Here is a 15628-nt window from a genome sequence, read left to right as displayed (position 1 = left end):
ATTATAATATAATAAAAAAATTATTTAGCTAAAAACAATATTTCATCAATAACATCACAAAAAGATAAACCAGCTTTTTTTGCAGCCATTGGAAATAAACTATTAGGGGTCATTCCAGGACAAGTATTTATTTCTAGTAATTGAAAATTATTTTTTTTATCTAAAATTATATCTACTCTTCCCCAACCACTACATTCTAGTACATTCCATGCTTTCATAGCCAATTCAGATAATTCTTTTTCTTTATACTGATTTAATCCACTAGGACAAAAATATTGAGTATTTTTATCAATATATTTTGCTTCATAATTATAAAATGAATAAAATGATTTAATTTTAATTGATGGTAATGTTTTATTACCCAATATACCAACTGTATATTCTATACCTTCAATATATTTTTCAATTAATATATTATTACTATATACAAAAGCTTTTTTTATAGCATCTAATAAATAATTAACATTGTTTATTTTTGAAATACCTAAACTTGATCCAGTAGAATTAGGTTTTACACATACAGGAAAATTTAATTTTAAAATATTTTTTTTAATTTCTAAGTAATTTTTTTTTATAAAATCTATTTTTCTTAAAAAAACATGAGGATAAACAGGTAAACCATATTCTTTCCATAAAGTTTTTGCAATAAATTTATTAAAGGTTATAGAAGAAGCAAATGATTTACTACCAGTATAAGGAATATTTAAATATTCTAATATAGTTTGTATACTACCATCTTCTCCACCTTCACCATGTAAAGCAATAAAGATTTTTTTAAATTTCTTTTTTTTTAATAAAAATAGTGGGAAATCTCTAATATCTAATCCATAAGCTTCAATACCCATTTTTTTTAATGCGTTTAATATTGTATTACCTGAAATTAAAGATATTTCTCTTTCTGGTGAATTACCACCATATAAAACAGCTATTTTATTAGACATATATAAATTTTTTATAAAAAATATTTAAATCTTATAATATAAATTATAATTTAAATTTTTTTTTCACTAATAGTGATGATATTTTATTAATATCTCCAGCTCCTTGAATTAATAGTATATCATTTTTAGTAAATTTTGAATATAAATTTATAATTATTTCATGATAATTTTTTCCTAAACCAAAAATTGGATTAATTTTTCCATAATTTTTAATACCTTTATATAAAGAAATACTATCTCCACCTGAGATATAATCTTCTCCTGCAGAATATACATTTAATATAAATAATACATCAACAGTAGATAATGTTTTAATAAATTTATTTAATAAATTTGCAGTTCTAGAATATCGATGTGGTTGGAATATCATTATAATTTTTTTTTGTGGCCAAATTTCGCGTACTGTATTAATTGTTACATTTATTTCTGTTGGATGATGTCCATAATCTTCAATAAGTGTAATATTATTTATTAAATTATTTTTTTTATATTCAAAAGTACCTAAAATATCAAATCTTCTTTTTATACCTGAAAAATTTTCTAATGCTTTTAATATGTTTTTATAATTCATTCCTGTATAAGAAGATACAGCAAAAGCTGCAGTAGCATTTAAAACATTATGTTTACCTGGTAAATTTAAACTTACTTCTAAAGATATATTTTCTTTTACTTTTAACAAATTAAATTTACTTTTTAAATTACATTGTTGATAATTATATATTTTTATATCAGCATCTTTACTAAAACCATAAGTAATAATATTATTATGTATTAAATTATTTTTTAATAAATCTCTAATAGCAAGATTATCAATACAAATAATTATACAACCATAAAAAGGTATATTTTTTAAATAATTTAAAAAATTTTTTTTTAATATTTCAATATTATATTGATAATATTCTAAATGTTCATCTTCAATATTAGTAATTACATTAATTATAGGTCTTAAATTTAAAAAAGAAGCATCACTTTCATCTGCTTCTGCTATGAAATATTTACTTTTTCCTAAATGAGCATATAATGATGATTTTTTTAAAATTCCTCCATTAATGAATGTTGGATCAAATCCTAATAATGAGTATATGTAATATATCATTGCAGTAGTAGTAGTTTTACCATGACTACCTGTGATTGTTATACTATAATAAAATCTCATTATTTCAGATAACATTTTAGCTCTACTAATTATAATAATATTATTTTTTTTAGCCGCAATTATTTCTGGATTATTATCTTTTATTGCTGAAGAAACTACAACAACATTGGTATTATTAATATTTTTAGCATTATGTTGAAAATATATTTTTACTCCTAAAGAAATTAAACTATTTGTAATTTCATTAGAGATTATATCTGATCCGCTTATTTTATATCCTTGTTTAACTAAAATATAAGCTATACCACCCATACCAAAACCACCAATTCCAATAAAGTGAATATTGTGAATATTATCCATTTTAGGTGTTATATAATCTGTTTTTTTAGAAAATTTTTTATTTATCATATATTTAATTTTATATTATAGATAATTACAATTAATTGAAATATTCATTTATTTCTTTATAAATTAATTCTGTAGAATTAATTAAAGAAACACTACGAGATTTTTTTGAAATTTGTATTAACATTTGTTTATTCCAAGATAATAAAACATTTATAATATTATGAATATTTATATTATCTTGATCAAAAATTTCTGCTGCACCAATTTGTTTTAATCTTAATGCATTAAAATATTGTTGATTATCTTTATGTTTAAAAGGTATAAAAATAGCTGGTAATCCTATAGCAGAAATTTCACTTACAGTCATAGCACCTGATCTACTAATAATAATATCTGCCCACTTGTATGCATAATGTATTTTATAAATATATTCTGTAATAAAATAAAATTTTTTTTCATTTTTATTTAGAAAAGATAAAGAAATATCCTTTAAATTACCTTTACCTACTTGATGTAATATTATTACTTTATTTTTTAAAATTTTTGCTAAATTTATTCCTATAGAATTTATTATATTAGATCCTTGACTACCACCCATAATTAGTAAGTGTAATGGATTATTATTTTTTAAAAATTTTTTTTTACATAAAGATAATTTAGTTATTTCTTTACTTAAAGGATTACCAACCAATATACCATTTTTAAATGTATGAGGGTATGCTTGCATACTTTTTTTAGATATTTTTGATAAAAAATTATTAGTAAAACCTGGAATACTATTTTGTTCATGGATTATTAATGGAATACCACATAACCATGCTGCTATTCCACTTGGTCCTGATATATAACTACCCATAGCTAAAACTATATTAGGTTTATAAGATTTATAAATTAAAATAGTTTTATACATAGGTTTTATTAATTTAAATAGGGTAATTATTTTTGACCAAATATTTTTTTTTTTAAATTTTAAAAATTTAATTAAATAAATTTTAATTTTTTTTTTAGGAATAATTTCTGCTTCCATTCTATCAATTGATCCTATCCAACGAACATCCCATCCTTTTTCTATTAGTTTATACGCTATATTAAGAGCAGGATAAATATGTCCACCTGTTCCACCAGATACTATAATAATTCTTTTAGACATTTTATTATTTATATAATTTTAAATCAATTAAACAAGAACATAATTCTATCATAATTTAAATTAATTAAATTAAAACATTTGAATATTTTTAATTATTAAAAATATTACTTTTATGAATAATATTTTAATTATTTTGTTTAACTAATTCAATAAATTTTATACCTCGATCTTTAAAATTTTTAAATTGATCAATACTAGAACATGCTGGAGATAATAAAACTATATCACCATATTTTAATAGTTTTGAAATATTTTTTATAGCATCGGCCATAGTTCTTACTAGTATTGCTTTAGGATATAAAGACATTATTTTTTTACTAGCTAATCCAAAACAATAAATATGAATTTTATTATTCATTAAATATTTTTTTAATAAATGAAATTCACAATTTTTATCATATCCTCCTAATAATAACCATATTCTTTTATCTTTACCTAAAAAATTTAAAGCTGCTTTTGTACTATTTACATTAGTAGATTTAGAATCATTAATCCAAATCACTCCATTTTTTCTATGTATAATTTGTAATGTATGATTATTTAATTCATAATTACAGATATATTTTAAAGATATTTTTCTAGGTATATGTAATATATCTGCTATAGCTAATACAGCTAAAGCATTAACATAATTATGTGTTCCTAGTAGTTTTGTATGATTAAAATTTAAAATTATATCATTATTAATTTTTAAATAATTATTATTTTGATTTTTATATAATTGATATTTTCCTTTATTTATACCAAAACTAATATATTGTTGATGTATTTGTAAATTATTAGGATATGTTAAAAAATCATTAGCATTATATATACATATAGAAGAATTTTTATAAATTTTTAATTTTGTTTCTTGATATTGTTTGATTCCTAAAGGATAGCGATCCATATGATCAGATGAAATATTTAGTATAACAGAAATAAATGGCTTAAATTTTTTTACAGTTTCTAATTGAAAACTAGATAATTCTATTATATAAAAATTTTGAAAATTAGATAATAAATCTAATACTGGACATCCAATATTTCCTCCAATACCTGCACTATAATAATTATTTATAATTTTACCTATCATATTAGTAACTGTACTTTTACCATTAGTACCTGTAATAGCAATAATAGGAGTTTTTGTTGAATTATAGAATAATTCAATATCTCCTATTATTTTTATTCCTTTTTTTGCAGCATCTTTTAATAATGGATGAAATAAAGAAATACCTGGACTAATAACAATTAAACTAGCTGTTAAAATCCAATCTTTATTCAAATACCCAACACAATATTTAACTGAAGATGGTATTTTTTTTATAAAAGGAGGATTAGTTCTACTATCCATAACATATGGTATAATTCCCTGTTTAATAAAAAATTTAATACATGAAAAACCAGTAACTCCTAAACCTATAATTAATACTTTTTTAGTCATATTTATTAGCATACCTTTAATATTGATAAAGTAATCAATAATAATATTAATGATATAATTCCAAATCTAGCAACAATATGAGATTCTGGATATCCTTTTAATTCAAAATGATGATGTATAGGTGCCATAAGAAATACACGATATTTTTTATATTTATAAAAAAAAACTTGTATTATAACCGATAATGATTCCAATAAAAATATTCCACCCATTATTAGTAATAATATTTCTTGTCTTATTAATATAGTAATTATACCTATAGCACTTCCTAAAGATAATGATCCTATATCTCCCATAAATATAGTTGCTGGATATGTATTAAACCACAGGAAACCTAATCCTGAACCAATAATAGCAGTACATATAATTACTAATTCTTTTGTATATTTTAAATATGGTAAATTAAAATATTTAGAATATTGTATATCTCCTGTAATATATGATAATAGAGCTAAACCAAAAACAATTAATATTACTGAAATAATAGCCATACCATCTAAACCATCTGTTAAATTTACAGAATTACTAATCCATAATATAATTAGATAAGAAATTATTAAATATGTAATAAAATTTAAATAAATTTTTATATGTTTAAAAAATGGAATTATAAATTGTAATGCAGATTTTTCTGTATTATTTACATAAAATAATGTAACAATTATTATTGTTATAATTGTTTGTAAAAAAATTTTTTTAGAAATTGTTAAACCAATAGAATTATCTAATATTATTTTATAAAAATCATCAATAAAACCAATTAATGCATAAAATAATATTATCGTTAATACATACCATAAGTATGGATTATATAAGTCTGACCAAAATAATACTGAAGTAATAAATGATATTAATATTATAATACCACCCATGGTAGGAATATTTTTTTTTTTTAAATGAGATTTTGGACCATCTAATCGTATTACTTGAGAAAAATTTTTTTTTTGAAAAAAAGTAATAAAATATGGAGTAATACACAATGAAATAATAAAAGATGTTAAAAGACTAATAATAGCACGCAAAGTAAAACTAATAAGAAAATTAGATATTTGAAAATAAAATTTTAAATATTTAGCTAATATTAAAATCATTTAAATTGCTCCTGTTTTAATAACATATTTATTAAAACTTCTACTTGAGCTTTTCTTGATCCTTTAAATAATATAGTAAAATTATTTAAATTAGTTAATATTTTAATTAATCGTGTTATTAATTTTTTTTTATTTAAAAAATATTCAAAATTATTATTATATTTTGTAATATATTTACTATATAAACCAATACTTAAAACAAAATCTAAATTAGATTTTAAAATAAAATTTTTAATTTGATTATGATAAAAAAATGAATATGAACCTAATTCCATCATATCTCCAATAACCAAAATTTTTTTTCCATTCATTTTTTTAAGAACGTTAATAGCTGCTATAACTGATTGAGGATTAGCGTTATATGTATCATTTAAAATCAATTTATTATATCCTAATTTTATAGGGGAAAGCCTACCAGATATTGATCTAAAACTAGCTAAACCTTTAGATATATCATCTAAAGAAGCACCTGCAGATAATGAAAGTGCCGATGCAGCTAATGCATTACTTACATTATGTAATCCACCAATAATAAATAAATTAATAAATATTTTTCCTATTGGTGTATGTAAATTAAAACAAATTTTGTTTTGTAAAATTTTTAGATTACTAGTAAAAAAATTAGCATTATGATTTTTTATAGAAAATGTCCATTTTTTTTTATTAATTAATTTATATAAAATTTTTTTATGATTTACATCATCAAAATTAATAATAGCTCTATCACTATTTAATAAATATTGAAATATATGACTTTTACATCTAACAATATTTTCAAAAGATTTAAATCCCTCTAAATGAGATACTGATATATTATTAATTATAGCAGTATTAGGTCTAACTAAATTACTTGAATATTTAATATCACTTAAATTATTACCTCCTAATTCAATAATTATATATTTATGTTGACTATTTAAATTTAATAAAGTTAAAGATACTCCAATAATATTATTCATATTATCTTTAGTAAATAATATCTTTCCAATATTTTTTAATATTGATACAGTCATTTCTTTAACAGATGTTTTACCAGATGAACCTGTTATTCCTATAAAATGAGATTTTGATTGTAATCTTTTCCATAAACTAATTTTGCCTAAACTAATAATTGTATCAAATACAATTATTTGAGGTATTGAAATTTGTAAATATTTATTAACAATTACAGCTAATGCTCCATTATTTATAGCATCTTGAACAAAATTATGTCCATCAAAATTTTTTCCACGAATAGCAATAAATAAACATTTAAAATCAATTTTTTTGCTATTTATAGAAAAATTTAATATATCAATATTTTCTCCAATTAATTTACCATTAACAATTTTTGTTAACTTTTTTAAATTAATTATTTCATTCATGAGATATTTTTTTTAAAAAAATTATTAACAACATCATAATCAGAATAATTAAAAATTTTATTTCCAATAATTTGATATTGTTCATGACCTTTACCTGCTATAAGTATAGTATCATTTTTATCAGCATTATTTATTGCGTAATGTATTGCTTCTAATCTATTTAAAATTATATGTAAATTATTTTTATTTTTATATTCTTTTGTAATATCATTAATAATATTTATTATATTTTCTGATCTAGGATTATCAGTAGTGATAATTACAATATCTGAGATATTTTTTGCAATAATGCCCATAATTGAACGCTTTCCAATATCTCTTTCTCCACCACACCCAAATATACACCATATTTTATTTTTACAATATAATTTAATAGTCAAAAGTACATTTTTTAATGCATCAGGAGTATGTGCATAATCAATGATAATTGTTGGATAATTTTTATACAAAGGCAATATTTCCATTCTTCCATAAACAGAATGTAATTTAGTAGAAGTGTTTATAAGATCTTTTAAAGAAAAATTTAAAGTTAATAATGTAGTTATACTTAAAATGATATTAATTACATTAAAATATCCAATCAAAAATATTTGAATAATTCCTTTACCCCAACTTGAATTAAATTCAATAATAGTATTGGTTTTAAAAAAATTTATTTTAGTAACCTTAAAATATAAATTGTTTTTTACATAAATATTTTTTTTAGTAGTAACAGCAATAGTTTTGTTATAAGATAATTTTTTAAACCAATTATATCCCACAATATCATCAATATTTATAATATTTTTTTTGATTTTATGTTCAGAAAAAAATTTCCATTTAGTTAACTCATAATCTTTCATATTCAAATGATAATCTAAATGATCTCTACTTAAATTTGTAAAAATTCCTACTTCAAATTTTAAACTAGAAATTCTACTTTGATTTAACCCATGTGAAGAAATTTCTATAATAACTATATCTGCTTTTTGTTCTATAAAAGTTTTTAATTTATATTGAATTTCAATAGCAGAATCTGTTGTATTATTAGTAGATACTAAATTATTATAAAAACCATTTCCTAATGTACTACAAATTGCTGCTTTTTTCCCTAATAAGTTAATCCATTGCATCAAAAAACTAGTAACACTTGTTTTTCCATTAGTTCCTGTAATTCCAATAACAGGTATTTTATAACTAGGATTATTATATAATTTTCCTGCAAAAAAAGAAATTTTTTCTTGTAAATTTGATAGAAAAATTATAGGAATATTTTTTTTAAAAATTATATTATAAGGTTGTAATTTATTGTTATTTTCAGTAATAATAGCAACAGCTCCATTTTTAATAGCATCATCTATAAAAATTCTACCGTCTAATTTATGACCTTTAATAGCTAAAAATAAACAATTTTTACCCTCAATTTGTCGACTATCTAAAACTATTTTTTTTATTAAAATATTAGGTAATGTGTAATTATTTATATAATTATCTAATAATTCTAATAAACTTAAACTATAATTGTTCAATTTTATACCTTATAAAATATCTGTTTTAAATTTTATTAAATTATATTCATATTATGAATATATAAAAGATAAAAAATAATATAATAAAATTTTATATTTTTTGTCCTACACGTAATATTGCACTTCTTGATCTAGGATTATTATAAATTTCTTTAGGGTTAGGAAATATTCTATTAATTATTTTTAATTTATAATTTTTTTTAGATAAATTATTTATTTCTTTTTCGGTTAAGGGTACACCAAAATGATATTTATCATTATTTATACTGTGCATTTTCATAAATTTTTTTATAATACGATCTTCTAATGAATGAAAACTAATTACAGATATTATACCTCCTTTTTTTAATATTCTTAATGAATTATACAAAGCTTTTTTAAGTTCTTCTAATTCTTTATTAATAAAAATTCTTATTGCTTGAAATGATCTTGTTGCTGGATGTTTATATTTTTTTTTATTTTTTTTAAATTTATATACAATAGAACATATTAATTTGCTTAAATCGATAGTATTATTTAATTTATTTTTTTTAATATATTGTTTAATATTACATGCTATTTTTTTAGCAAATTTTTCTTCACCATATTTTTTTAATACGTAAGATAATTTATCTTTACTAACTTTTTGAATCCATTGAGCAGCAGTTATTCCATTACTTTGATTAAAACGCATATCTAAAGGACCATTAGATATAAAAGAAAAACCTCTTTTGGGATCATTTAATTGAAAAGAGGAAAAACCTAAGTCAAATAAAATTCCATCTATTGTGCCCAATACTTTAGAATCTAAAATATTTATTAAATTAGAAAATTTTTCATTTATGTATATAATACGTTTATCAATAATTTTATTAAAAAGTATTGTTTTTATATCACAATCTACTGCGTATATACGACCTTTTTCTCCTAATTTAGATAAAATTAATTTTGTATGACCTCCACATCCATATGTAGCATCTATATAAATTCCGTTTTTTTTTACATTTAGACTATTAATAGATTCTTTTAACATAACCGGTATATGTTTTATCATAATTTATATTTATTATTTAATTAATAAAATACTTATTTTTTAATAAATTTTACTTAATATAATTTTTATTAATATATTATTATATGTATATATTACAAAAATATTTTAAAATAAACTTTTAGTTTAAAATTATATAATTTATTTTGTAAAGCATTTATTTTTTTGATTTATATATTCTATATTATTATGATATTGAAATTGTTGTATTTAAAATTTTTTATAAAATAAAACATTTAATTTTAAATTTTATCAATTTAATATATATTATATTAATAAATAACAATTAAAATATTTTTTAAAAAATATATTACTAATAATAAAAAAATTAAAAAAATCTGATTTTATTATTTTAAATAAAATATAAAATTTATTATTTTATTTTTTATAAAAATTGTATTTGAATATTATTTAAAATAACTTTGAAAATAAAATTCATAAATTTAAAAAAAATATTCTTAAAAATTTTTTATTAATATAATTTAATTATATATTTAATATAAAACATTATAAAATTTTACTTAATTATGAATATAAACAATATTAAATGTACTCCTATAATGAAACAATATTTTAAAATAAAAAATCAATATCCTAATATTTTACTTTTTTATCGTATGGGTGATTTTTATGAAATGTTTTTTGAAGATGCTAAAAAAGCATCAAAAATATTAAATATTGTTTTAACGAAAAGAGGCGTATTAAATAATGAACCTATACCGATGGCAGGAATACCATATCATAGTTTAAATAATTATTTATCTAAACTAATTAATTTAGGTGAATCTGTAGCAATTTGTGAACAAATTAATAATACAAATAAAAATAAAACTTCTAATAAAATATTAGAGCGTAAAATTGTACGTATTATTACTCCTGGTACTGTAAGTGATGATATTTTATTGAAGAATAATCAAGATAGCTTATTAGCATCTATATGGCAAGAAATAAATTATGGTTTTGGATATGCAACTTTAAATATGAGCTCTGGAAGTTTTAAAATTATAGAAAGTAAAAATTATGATATAATATCTGGTGAATTACAAAAAACTAATCCTAGTGAATTGTTATATCCAGAAAATTTTCATTATATGAAGTTAATAGAAAATAGAAATTGTATTAGACGTAGACCTATATGGGAATATGATCTTGAAACTGCTCATCAACAATTAAATATGCAATTTAATACTAAAAGTTTAAAGAGTTTTGGTGTTGAAAAAGCATCAATGGCTATTAAAGCTGCTGGATGCTTAATACAATATGTTAAAGATACACAACGTGTTTTTTTACCTCATATAAATAATATCAAATTAAAAAATTCTTCTAGTGAAATTATAATGGATGAGAATACTAGAAAAAATCTTGAAATTACAGAAAGTATATCAGGTAACAAAGATAATACTTTAATAAGTATTCTAGATTATACTAGTACTTCAATGGGTAGTCGTTTATTAAAACGTTGGTTGCATTCTCCAATACGTAATATTAAAATTATTATTGATCGTCAAAATAGTATTTCAAAATTACAAAAACATTTTGTAGATTTTAAAAAATTATTAATTAAAATTAATGATATTGAGAGAATTATTGCAAGATTATCATTACGAACGGCTAAACCTAAAGATTTAGTTTCTTTAAGAAAAACTTTTAATATTTTACCTAAAATACATAATATTTTAAATATTACAGAAGATTGTTATATTAAAAATAAAATTTTTGATATAGGATTATTTAAAAAATTAAAATATTTATTAGAAAAATCAATTAAAAAAAATCCATCTTCTACATTAAAAGATGGGAATGTTATTGCTACAGGATATAATAAAACCTTAGATAAATTAAGAAAAATATCTAAAAATTCTAAAGAATATTTAATTTCTTTAGAAAAAAAAGAACGTCAACTATTAAATATAGAAAAATTAAAAATAGGATTTAATACTATCCATGGATATTATATCCAAATAACTAAAAATCAAAAAATTAAAAAGTTACCAAAAAAATATTTAAAAATTCAAACATTAAAACATTGTCATAGATATATTATTCCTGAATTAAAAAATTATCAAGAAATGGTTTTTTTATCTAAAAATAAATTATTTCTTTTAGAAAAATTTTTATATAATCAATTATTTGATTTTATCAACCCTGAATTAAAAAAATTACAAAAAGTAGTTTTATTAATATCTGAATTAGATGTATTATGTAATTTAGCAGAAAGATCGATAACATTAAATTATACATGTCCTATTATTACTAATAAGTTAGGTTTGTTTATAGAAAAATCTCGTCATCCTATTGTAGAAAATATTCTTAAAGATCAATTTATTCCTAATAATTTATTGTTAACTCCTGAAAATCATATGTTAATAATTACTGGTCCTAATATGGGTGGTAAAAGTACTTATATGCGTCAAATTGCATTAATTATTTTAATGGCTTACATAGGTAGTTATATACCTGCAGATAAAGCTATTATAGGCCCAATAGATCGTATATTTACAAGAATTGGTTCTATGGATGATATTTCTTCTGGTTTATCTACTTTTATGATAGAAATGATGGAAACTGCAAATATTTTAAGAAACGCTAATAAATATAGTTTAGTATTAATGGATGAAATTGGAAGAGGTACATCTACATATGATGGATTATCAATTGCTTGGGCTTGTGCTGAAAATATTGTAAAAAAAATAAAATCAATGACTTTATTTTCTACAAATTATATTGAATTAACTAATTTATCTTTAAAAAATAAAGGAATTAAAAATGTTTTTTTTGATGCTATAGAGTTTAATAAATCTATTGTATTTATGTATTCATTGAAAAATGGCATCATTAATAAAAATTATGGTTTGTTTGTTGCTTCTTTAGCTGGTATCCCTACAGAAGTTATTAAATTAGCTAAAAAAAAAATTATTAAATTAGAAAAAATATATAAGTATTAATTTTTACTAAAAATATGTTTTGTTATAATTTAATTATTATAATAATAAAAAATTTTTATCAAATAGTAATTAATAATTTTAGTTTAATCTTATTAAGATTATTTCTAAAAAAATTAATAGAATATAATTAATTATGTTAAAATTAATATAATAATATATTAATATATAGTTAAAGGATAATAATTTATATGGGTTCTTTTTCTAAAGAAATTAATTCAATTCATATTGAAGAAGAATTAAAAAATTCATATTTGGATTATGCTATGTCTGTTATAATAGGCAGAGCATTACCAGATGCAAGAGATGGATTAAAACCTGTACATAGAAGAATGTTATATGCTATGTATATATTAGGTAATACATGGAATAAACCTTATAAAAAATCAGCTCGTATTGTTGGAGATGTTATAGGAAAATACCATCCTCATGGTGATTCTGCAGTTTATGATACTATAGTAAGATTGGCACAATCATTTTCTTTAAGATATACATTAATAGATGGTCAAGGTAATTTTGGTTCTATTGATGGTGATTCTGCTGCAGCTATGCGTTATACTGAAATAAGAATGACTAAAATAACTCAAGAAATAATTAACGATCTTGAAAAACAAACAGTAGATTTTCTGCCTAATTATGATCTTACAGAAAAAATTCCTGAAGTAATGCCTACAAAAATTCCTAATTTATTAATTAATGGATCTTCTGGAATAGCTGTAGGAATGACTACTAATATACCTCCACATAATCTTACAGAAGTTATAAATGCGTGTTTAGCATATATAAAAAATGAAAATATTTCAATTCATCAATTAATGAAATATATTAAAGGACCAGATTTTCCTACAGCAGGAATTATAAATGATGATAATGGTATTGAAAAAGCTTATATAACAGGAAAAGGAAAAATTTTTATTCGTGGACGCAGTAAAATTATTGTAAATAATAATTTTAAATCAATTATTATATATGAATTACCATATCAAGTAAATAAAGCTAAACTAATAGAAAAAATTGCAGAATTAATCAAAGAAAAAAGGATTCATGGTATTAAAAATTTAAGAGATGAATCAGATAAAGATGGAATTAGAATTGTTATAGAAATTAAAAAAGATATATCTACAGATTTTATCTTAAATAATTTATATTCTTTAACTCAATTACAAATTTCTTTTAGTATTAATATGGTCTCCTTATATAAAGGAGAACCTAAAATTATGTCTTTAAAAAATATTATTGAAGCATTTATATCACATCGTCGTGAAGTAGTAATCCGTAGAACTAATTATGAAATTAATAAATTTCGTAATAAAGCTCATATTTTAGAAGGATTAATAGTAGCATTATCTAATATACAATCAATAATAAAAATTATTCGTTCTTCTTCTGTTATAGAAGTTATAAAAAATAAAATTTATTCTAAACTATGGAATGTCAATAATGTATTATCTAATTTAAAATTACAAGAAAAAAAAGAAGAAAATATTTATTTAAATAGTTTAAATTTAATTCAATCTAATAATAGTTATTCTTTTAGCCATGATCAAGTACAAGCTATTTTAGATTTAAAATTACATAAATTAACCAGTTTAGAACATACAAAATTATTTCAAGAATATCAAAATATTATATATAAAATATCAGAACTTATTAAAATAATTGATGATTATCAATGTTTAATGAAAGTTATTTATAAAGAACTAATTTTTATTAAAGAAGAATTTGGTGATAAAAGAAAAACTGAAATTATTAGAAATAAATCTTTTATAAATATGGAAGATTTAATTAATGCTGAAGAAGTCATAATTACATTATCATATCAAGGTTATATTAAATATCAAAAATTATCTGATTATGAAGTTCAACATAGAGGTGGAAAAGGAAAAATAGCAGTTAAAACAAAAGAAAAAGATTTTATTAACTGTATAATTATAGCTAATACACATGATACTCTTTTATGTTTTTCTAATATAGGACGTGTATATTGGATTAAAGTATATAATTTACCAATATGTAATAGATATGCCAAAGGTAGACCTATTGTTAATATTTTGTCACTAAAAAATTATGAAAGAATTACTAATTTACTTGTAGTAAATAATTATAATAATAATTTAAATTTATTTATGGCTACTAAAAAAGGAATAATTAAAAAAATTAATTTAAAGAAATTTAAAAAACCTAGAAATGGAGGAATTATTGCAATAAAATTTAAAAAAAATGATTCTTTAATAGATGTTTCTATTACTAGTAAAGAAGATAAAATAATGTTATTTTCATCTTTAGGTAAAGTTGTGCAATTTAACGAAAATGAAGTTAGATCTATGGGAAGAATATCAATTGGTGTAAGAGGTATAAAGCTTTCATCTAAAAAAGATAATGTTGTTTCGTTAATTACTTTAAAAAATAAATGTCAAAATGATATTTTAACTATCACTCAAAATGGATATGGTAAAAGAACACGAAATAAAGAATATCCAATTAAATCACGATCTACTAAAGGTGTGATTTCTATAAAAATTAATAAAAGAAATGGTTTAGTAGCAAATGCTATAGAAGTTTCTCCTAATGATCAAATATTAATAGTAACGAATATAGGAACTTTAATACGTACATATGTTTCAGAAATTTGTACAGTTAGTCGTAATACTAAAGGAGTAATTATAATGAAAATAAATAAAAGTGAAAAAATTATAGCATTAGAAAAAATTTCTATAAAATAATATATA

The 15628-nt window shown here is 20.2% G+C and carries 10 protein-coding genes; 2 read left to right on the top strand and 8 right to left on the bottom strand.

Features of this window, described 5'->3' with window-relative positions; all coding sequences use genetic code 11:
- Positions 1-20: 20 nt before the first annotated feature.
- The 8 genes from GJT80_RS00770 to rsmH all read right to left on the bottom strand — a co-directional run bounded on the left by GJT80_RS00770 (position 21) and on the right by rsmH (position 9960).
- Positions 21-941, bottom strand: a complete 921-nt coding sequence (locus tag GJT80_RS00770; protein WP_168867498.1) for a D-alanine--D-alanine ligase — start codon at positions 939-941, stop codon at positions 21-23.
- A gap of 43 nt (positions 942-984) precedes the next feature.
- Positions 985-2448, bottom strand: coding sequence for a UDP-N-acetylmuramate--L-alanine ligase (gene murC, locus GJT80_RS00765; RefSeq protein ID WP_168867497.1), 1464 nt, complete (start codon positions 2446-2448; stop codon positions 985-987).
- Between the two features lie 31 nt (positions 2449-2479).
- Complete coding sequence (murG, locus tag GJT80_RS00760; RefSeq protein WP_168867496.1) at positions 2480-3538, bottom strand: undecaprenyldiphospho-muramoylpentapeptide beta-N-acetylglucosaminyltransferase; 1059 nt, start codon at positions 3536-3538, stop codon at positions 2480-2482.
- 124 nt (positions 3539-3662) lie between these two features.
- Complete coding sequence (gene murD, locus GJT80_RS00755; RefSeq protein WP_246208518.1) at positions 3663-4964, bottom strand: UDP-N-acetylmuramoyl-L-alanine--D-glutamate ligase; 1302 nt, start codon at positions 4962-4964, stop codon at positions 3663-3665.
- 5 nt (positions 4965-4969) lie between these two features.
- Positions 4970-6055, bottom strand: a complete 1086-nt coding sequence (gene mraY, locus GJT80_RS00750) for a phospho-N-acetylmuramoyl-pentapeptide-transferase (RefSeq protein ID WP_168867494.1) — start codon at positions 6053-6055, stop codon at positions 4970-4972.
- Positions 6052-7419 carry a UDP-N-acetylmuramoyl-tripeptide--D-alanyl-D-alanine ligase gene (murF, locus tag GJT80_RS00745; RefSeq protein WP_168867493.1) on the bottom strand — a complete coding sequence of 456 codons (1368 nt, stop codon included), beginning with the start codon at positions 7417-7419 and terminating at the stop codon, positions 6052-6054. The genes mraY and murF overlap by 4 nt, the downstream gene beginning before the upstream one ends.
- A complete protein-coding gene (murE, locus tag GJT80_RS00740; protein WP_168867492.1) occupies positions 7416-8927 on the bottom strand; it encodes a UDP-N-acetylmuramoyl-L-alanyl-D-glutamate--2,6-diaminopimelate ligase in 1512 nt (503 codons plus the stop codon). The genes murF and murE overlap by 4 nt, the downstream gene beginning before the upstream one ends.
- 91 nt (positions 8928-9018) lie before the next feature.
- The gene (gene rsmH, locus GJT80_RS00735; protein WP_168867491.1) at positions 9019-9960 is read right to left on the bottom strand and encodes a 16S rRNA (cytosine(1402)-N(4))-methyltransferase RsmH; all 942 of its coding nucleotides are present in this window, start codon (positions 9958-9960) and stop codon (positions 9019-9021) included.
- 524 nt (positions 9961-10484) lie between these two features.
- Between rsmH and mutS the strand changes: the two genes are divergently transcribed.
- Together mutS and gyrA are read left to right on the top strand one after the other, a co-directional pair.
- The gene (gene mutS / locus GJT80_RS00730) at positions 10485-12902 is read left to right on the top strand and encodes a DNA mismatch repair protein MutS (RefSeq protein WP_168867490.1); all 2418 of its coding nucleotides are present in this window, start codon (positions 10485-10487) and stop codon (positions 12900-12902) included.
- 188 nt (positions 12903-13090) lie between these two features.
- Positions 13091-15622, top strand: a complete 2532-nt coding sequence (gene gyrA / locus GJT80_RS00725; RefSeq protein ID WP_168867489.1) for a DNA topoisomerase (ATP-hydrolyzing) subunit A — start codon at positions 13091-13093, stop codon at positions 15620-15622.
- Positions 15623-15628: the final 6 nt, after the last annotated feature.

The organism is Enterobacteriaceae endosymbiont of Plateumaris braccata (assembly GCF_012563325.1).
GTDB lineage: Bacteria > Pseudomonadota > Gammaproteobacteria > Enterobacterales > Enterobacteriaceae.
Note: the sequence above shows the minus strand (reverse complement) of the source record. Positions and strands in the feature narration are given on the sequence as shown.

Excerpts from the sequence above, each read along its gene's own strand:
- gyrA (WP_168867489.1), top strand. The coding sequence starts at position 13,091 with ATGGGTTCTTTTTCTAAAGAAATTAATTCAATTCATATTGAAGAAGAA.
- GJT80_RS00770 (WP_168867498.1), bottom strand. The coding sequence starts at position 941 with ATGTCTAATAAAATAGCTGTTTTATATGGTGGTAATTCACCAGAAAGA.
- murD (WP_246208518.1), bottom strand. The coding sequence starts at position 4,964 with ATGACTAAAAAAGTATTAATTATAGGTTTAGGAGTTACTGGTTTTTCA.
- mraY (WP_168867494.1), bottom strand. The coding sequence starts at position 6,055 with ATGATTTTAATATTAGCTAAATATTTAAAATTTTATTTTCAAATATCT.
- rsmH (WP_168867491.1), bottom strand. The coding sequence starts at position 9,960 with ATGATAAAACATATACCGGTTATGTTAAAAGAATCTATTAATAGTCTA.
- murG (WP_168867496.1), bottom strand. The coding sequence starts at position 3,538 with ATGTCTAAAAGAATTATTATAGTATCTGGTGGAACAGGTGGACATATT.
- murF (WP_168867493.1), bottom strand. The coding sequence starts at position 7,419 with ATGAATGAAATAATTAATTTAAAAAAGTTAACAAAAATTGTTAATGGT.
- mutS (WP_168867490.1), top strand. The coding sequence starts at position 10,485 with ATGAATATAAACAATATTAAATGTACTCCTATAATGAAACAATATTTT.
- murC (WP_168867497.1), bottom strand. The coding sequence starts at position 2,448 with ATGATAAATAAAAAATTTTCTAAAAAAACAGATTATATAACACCTAAA.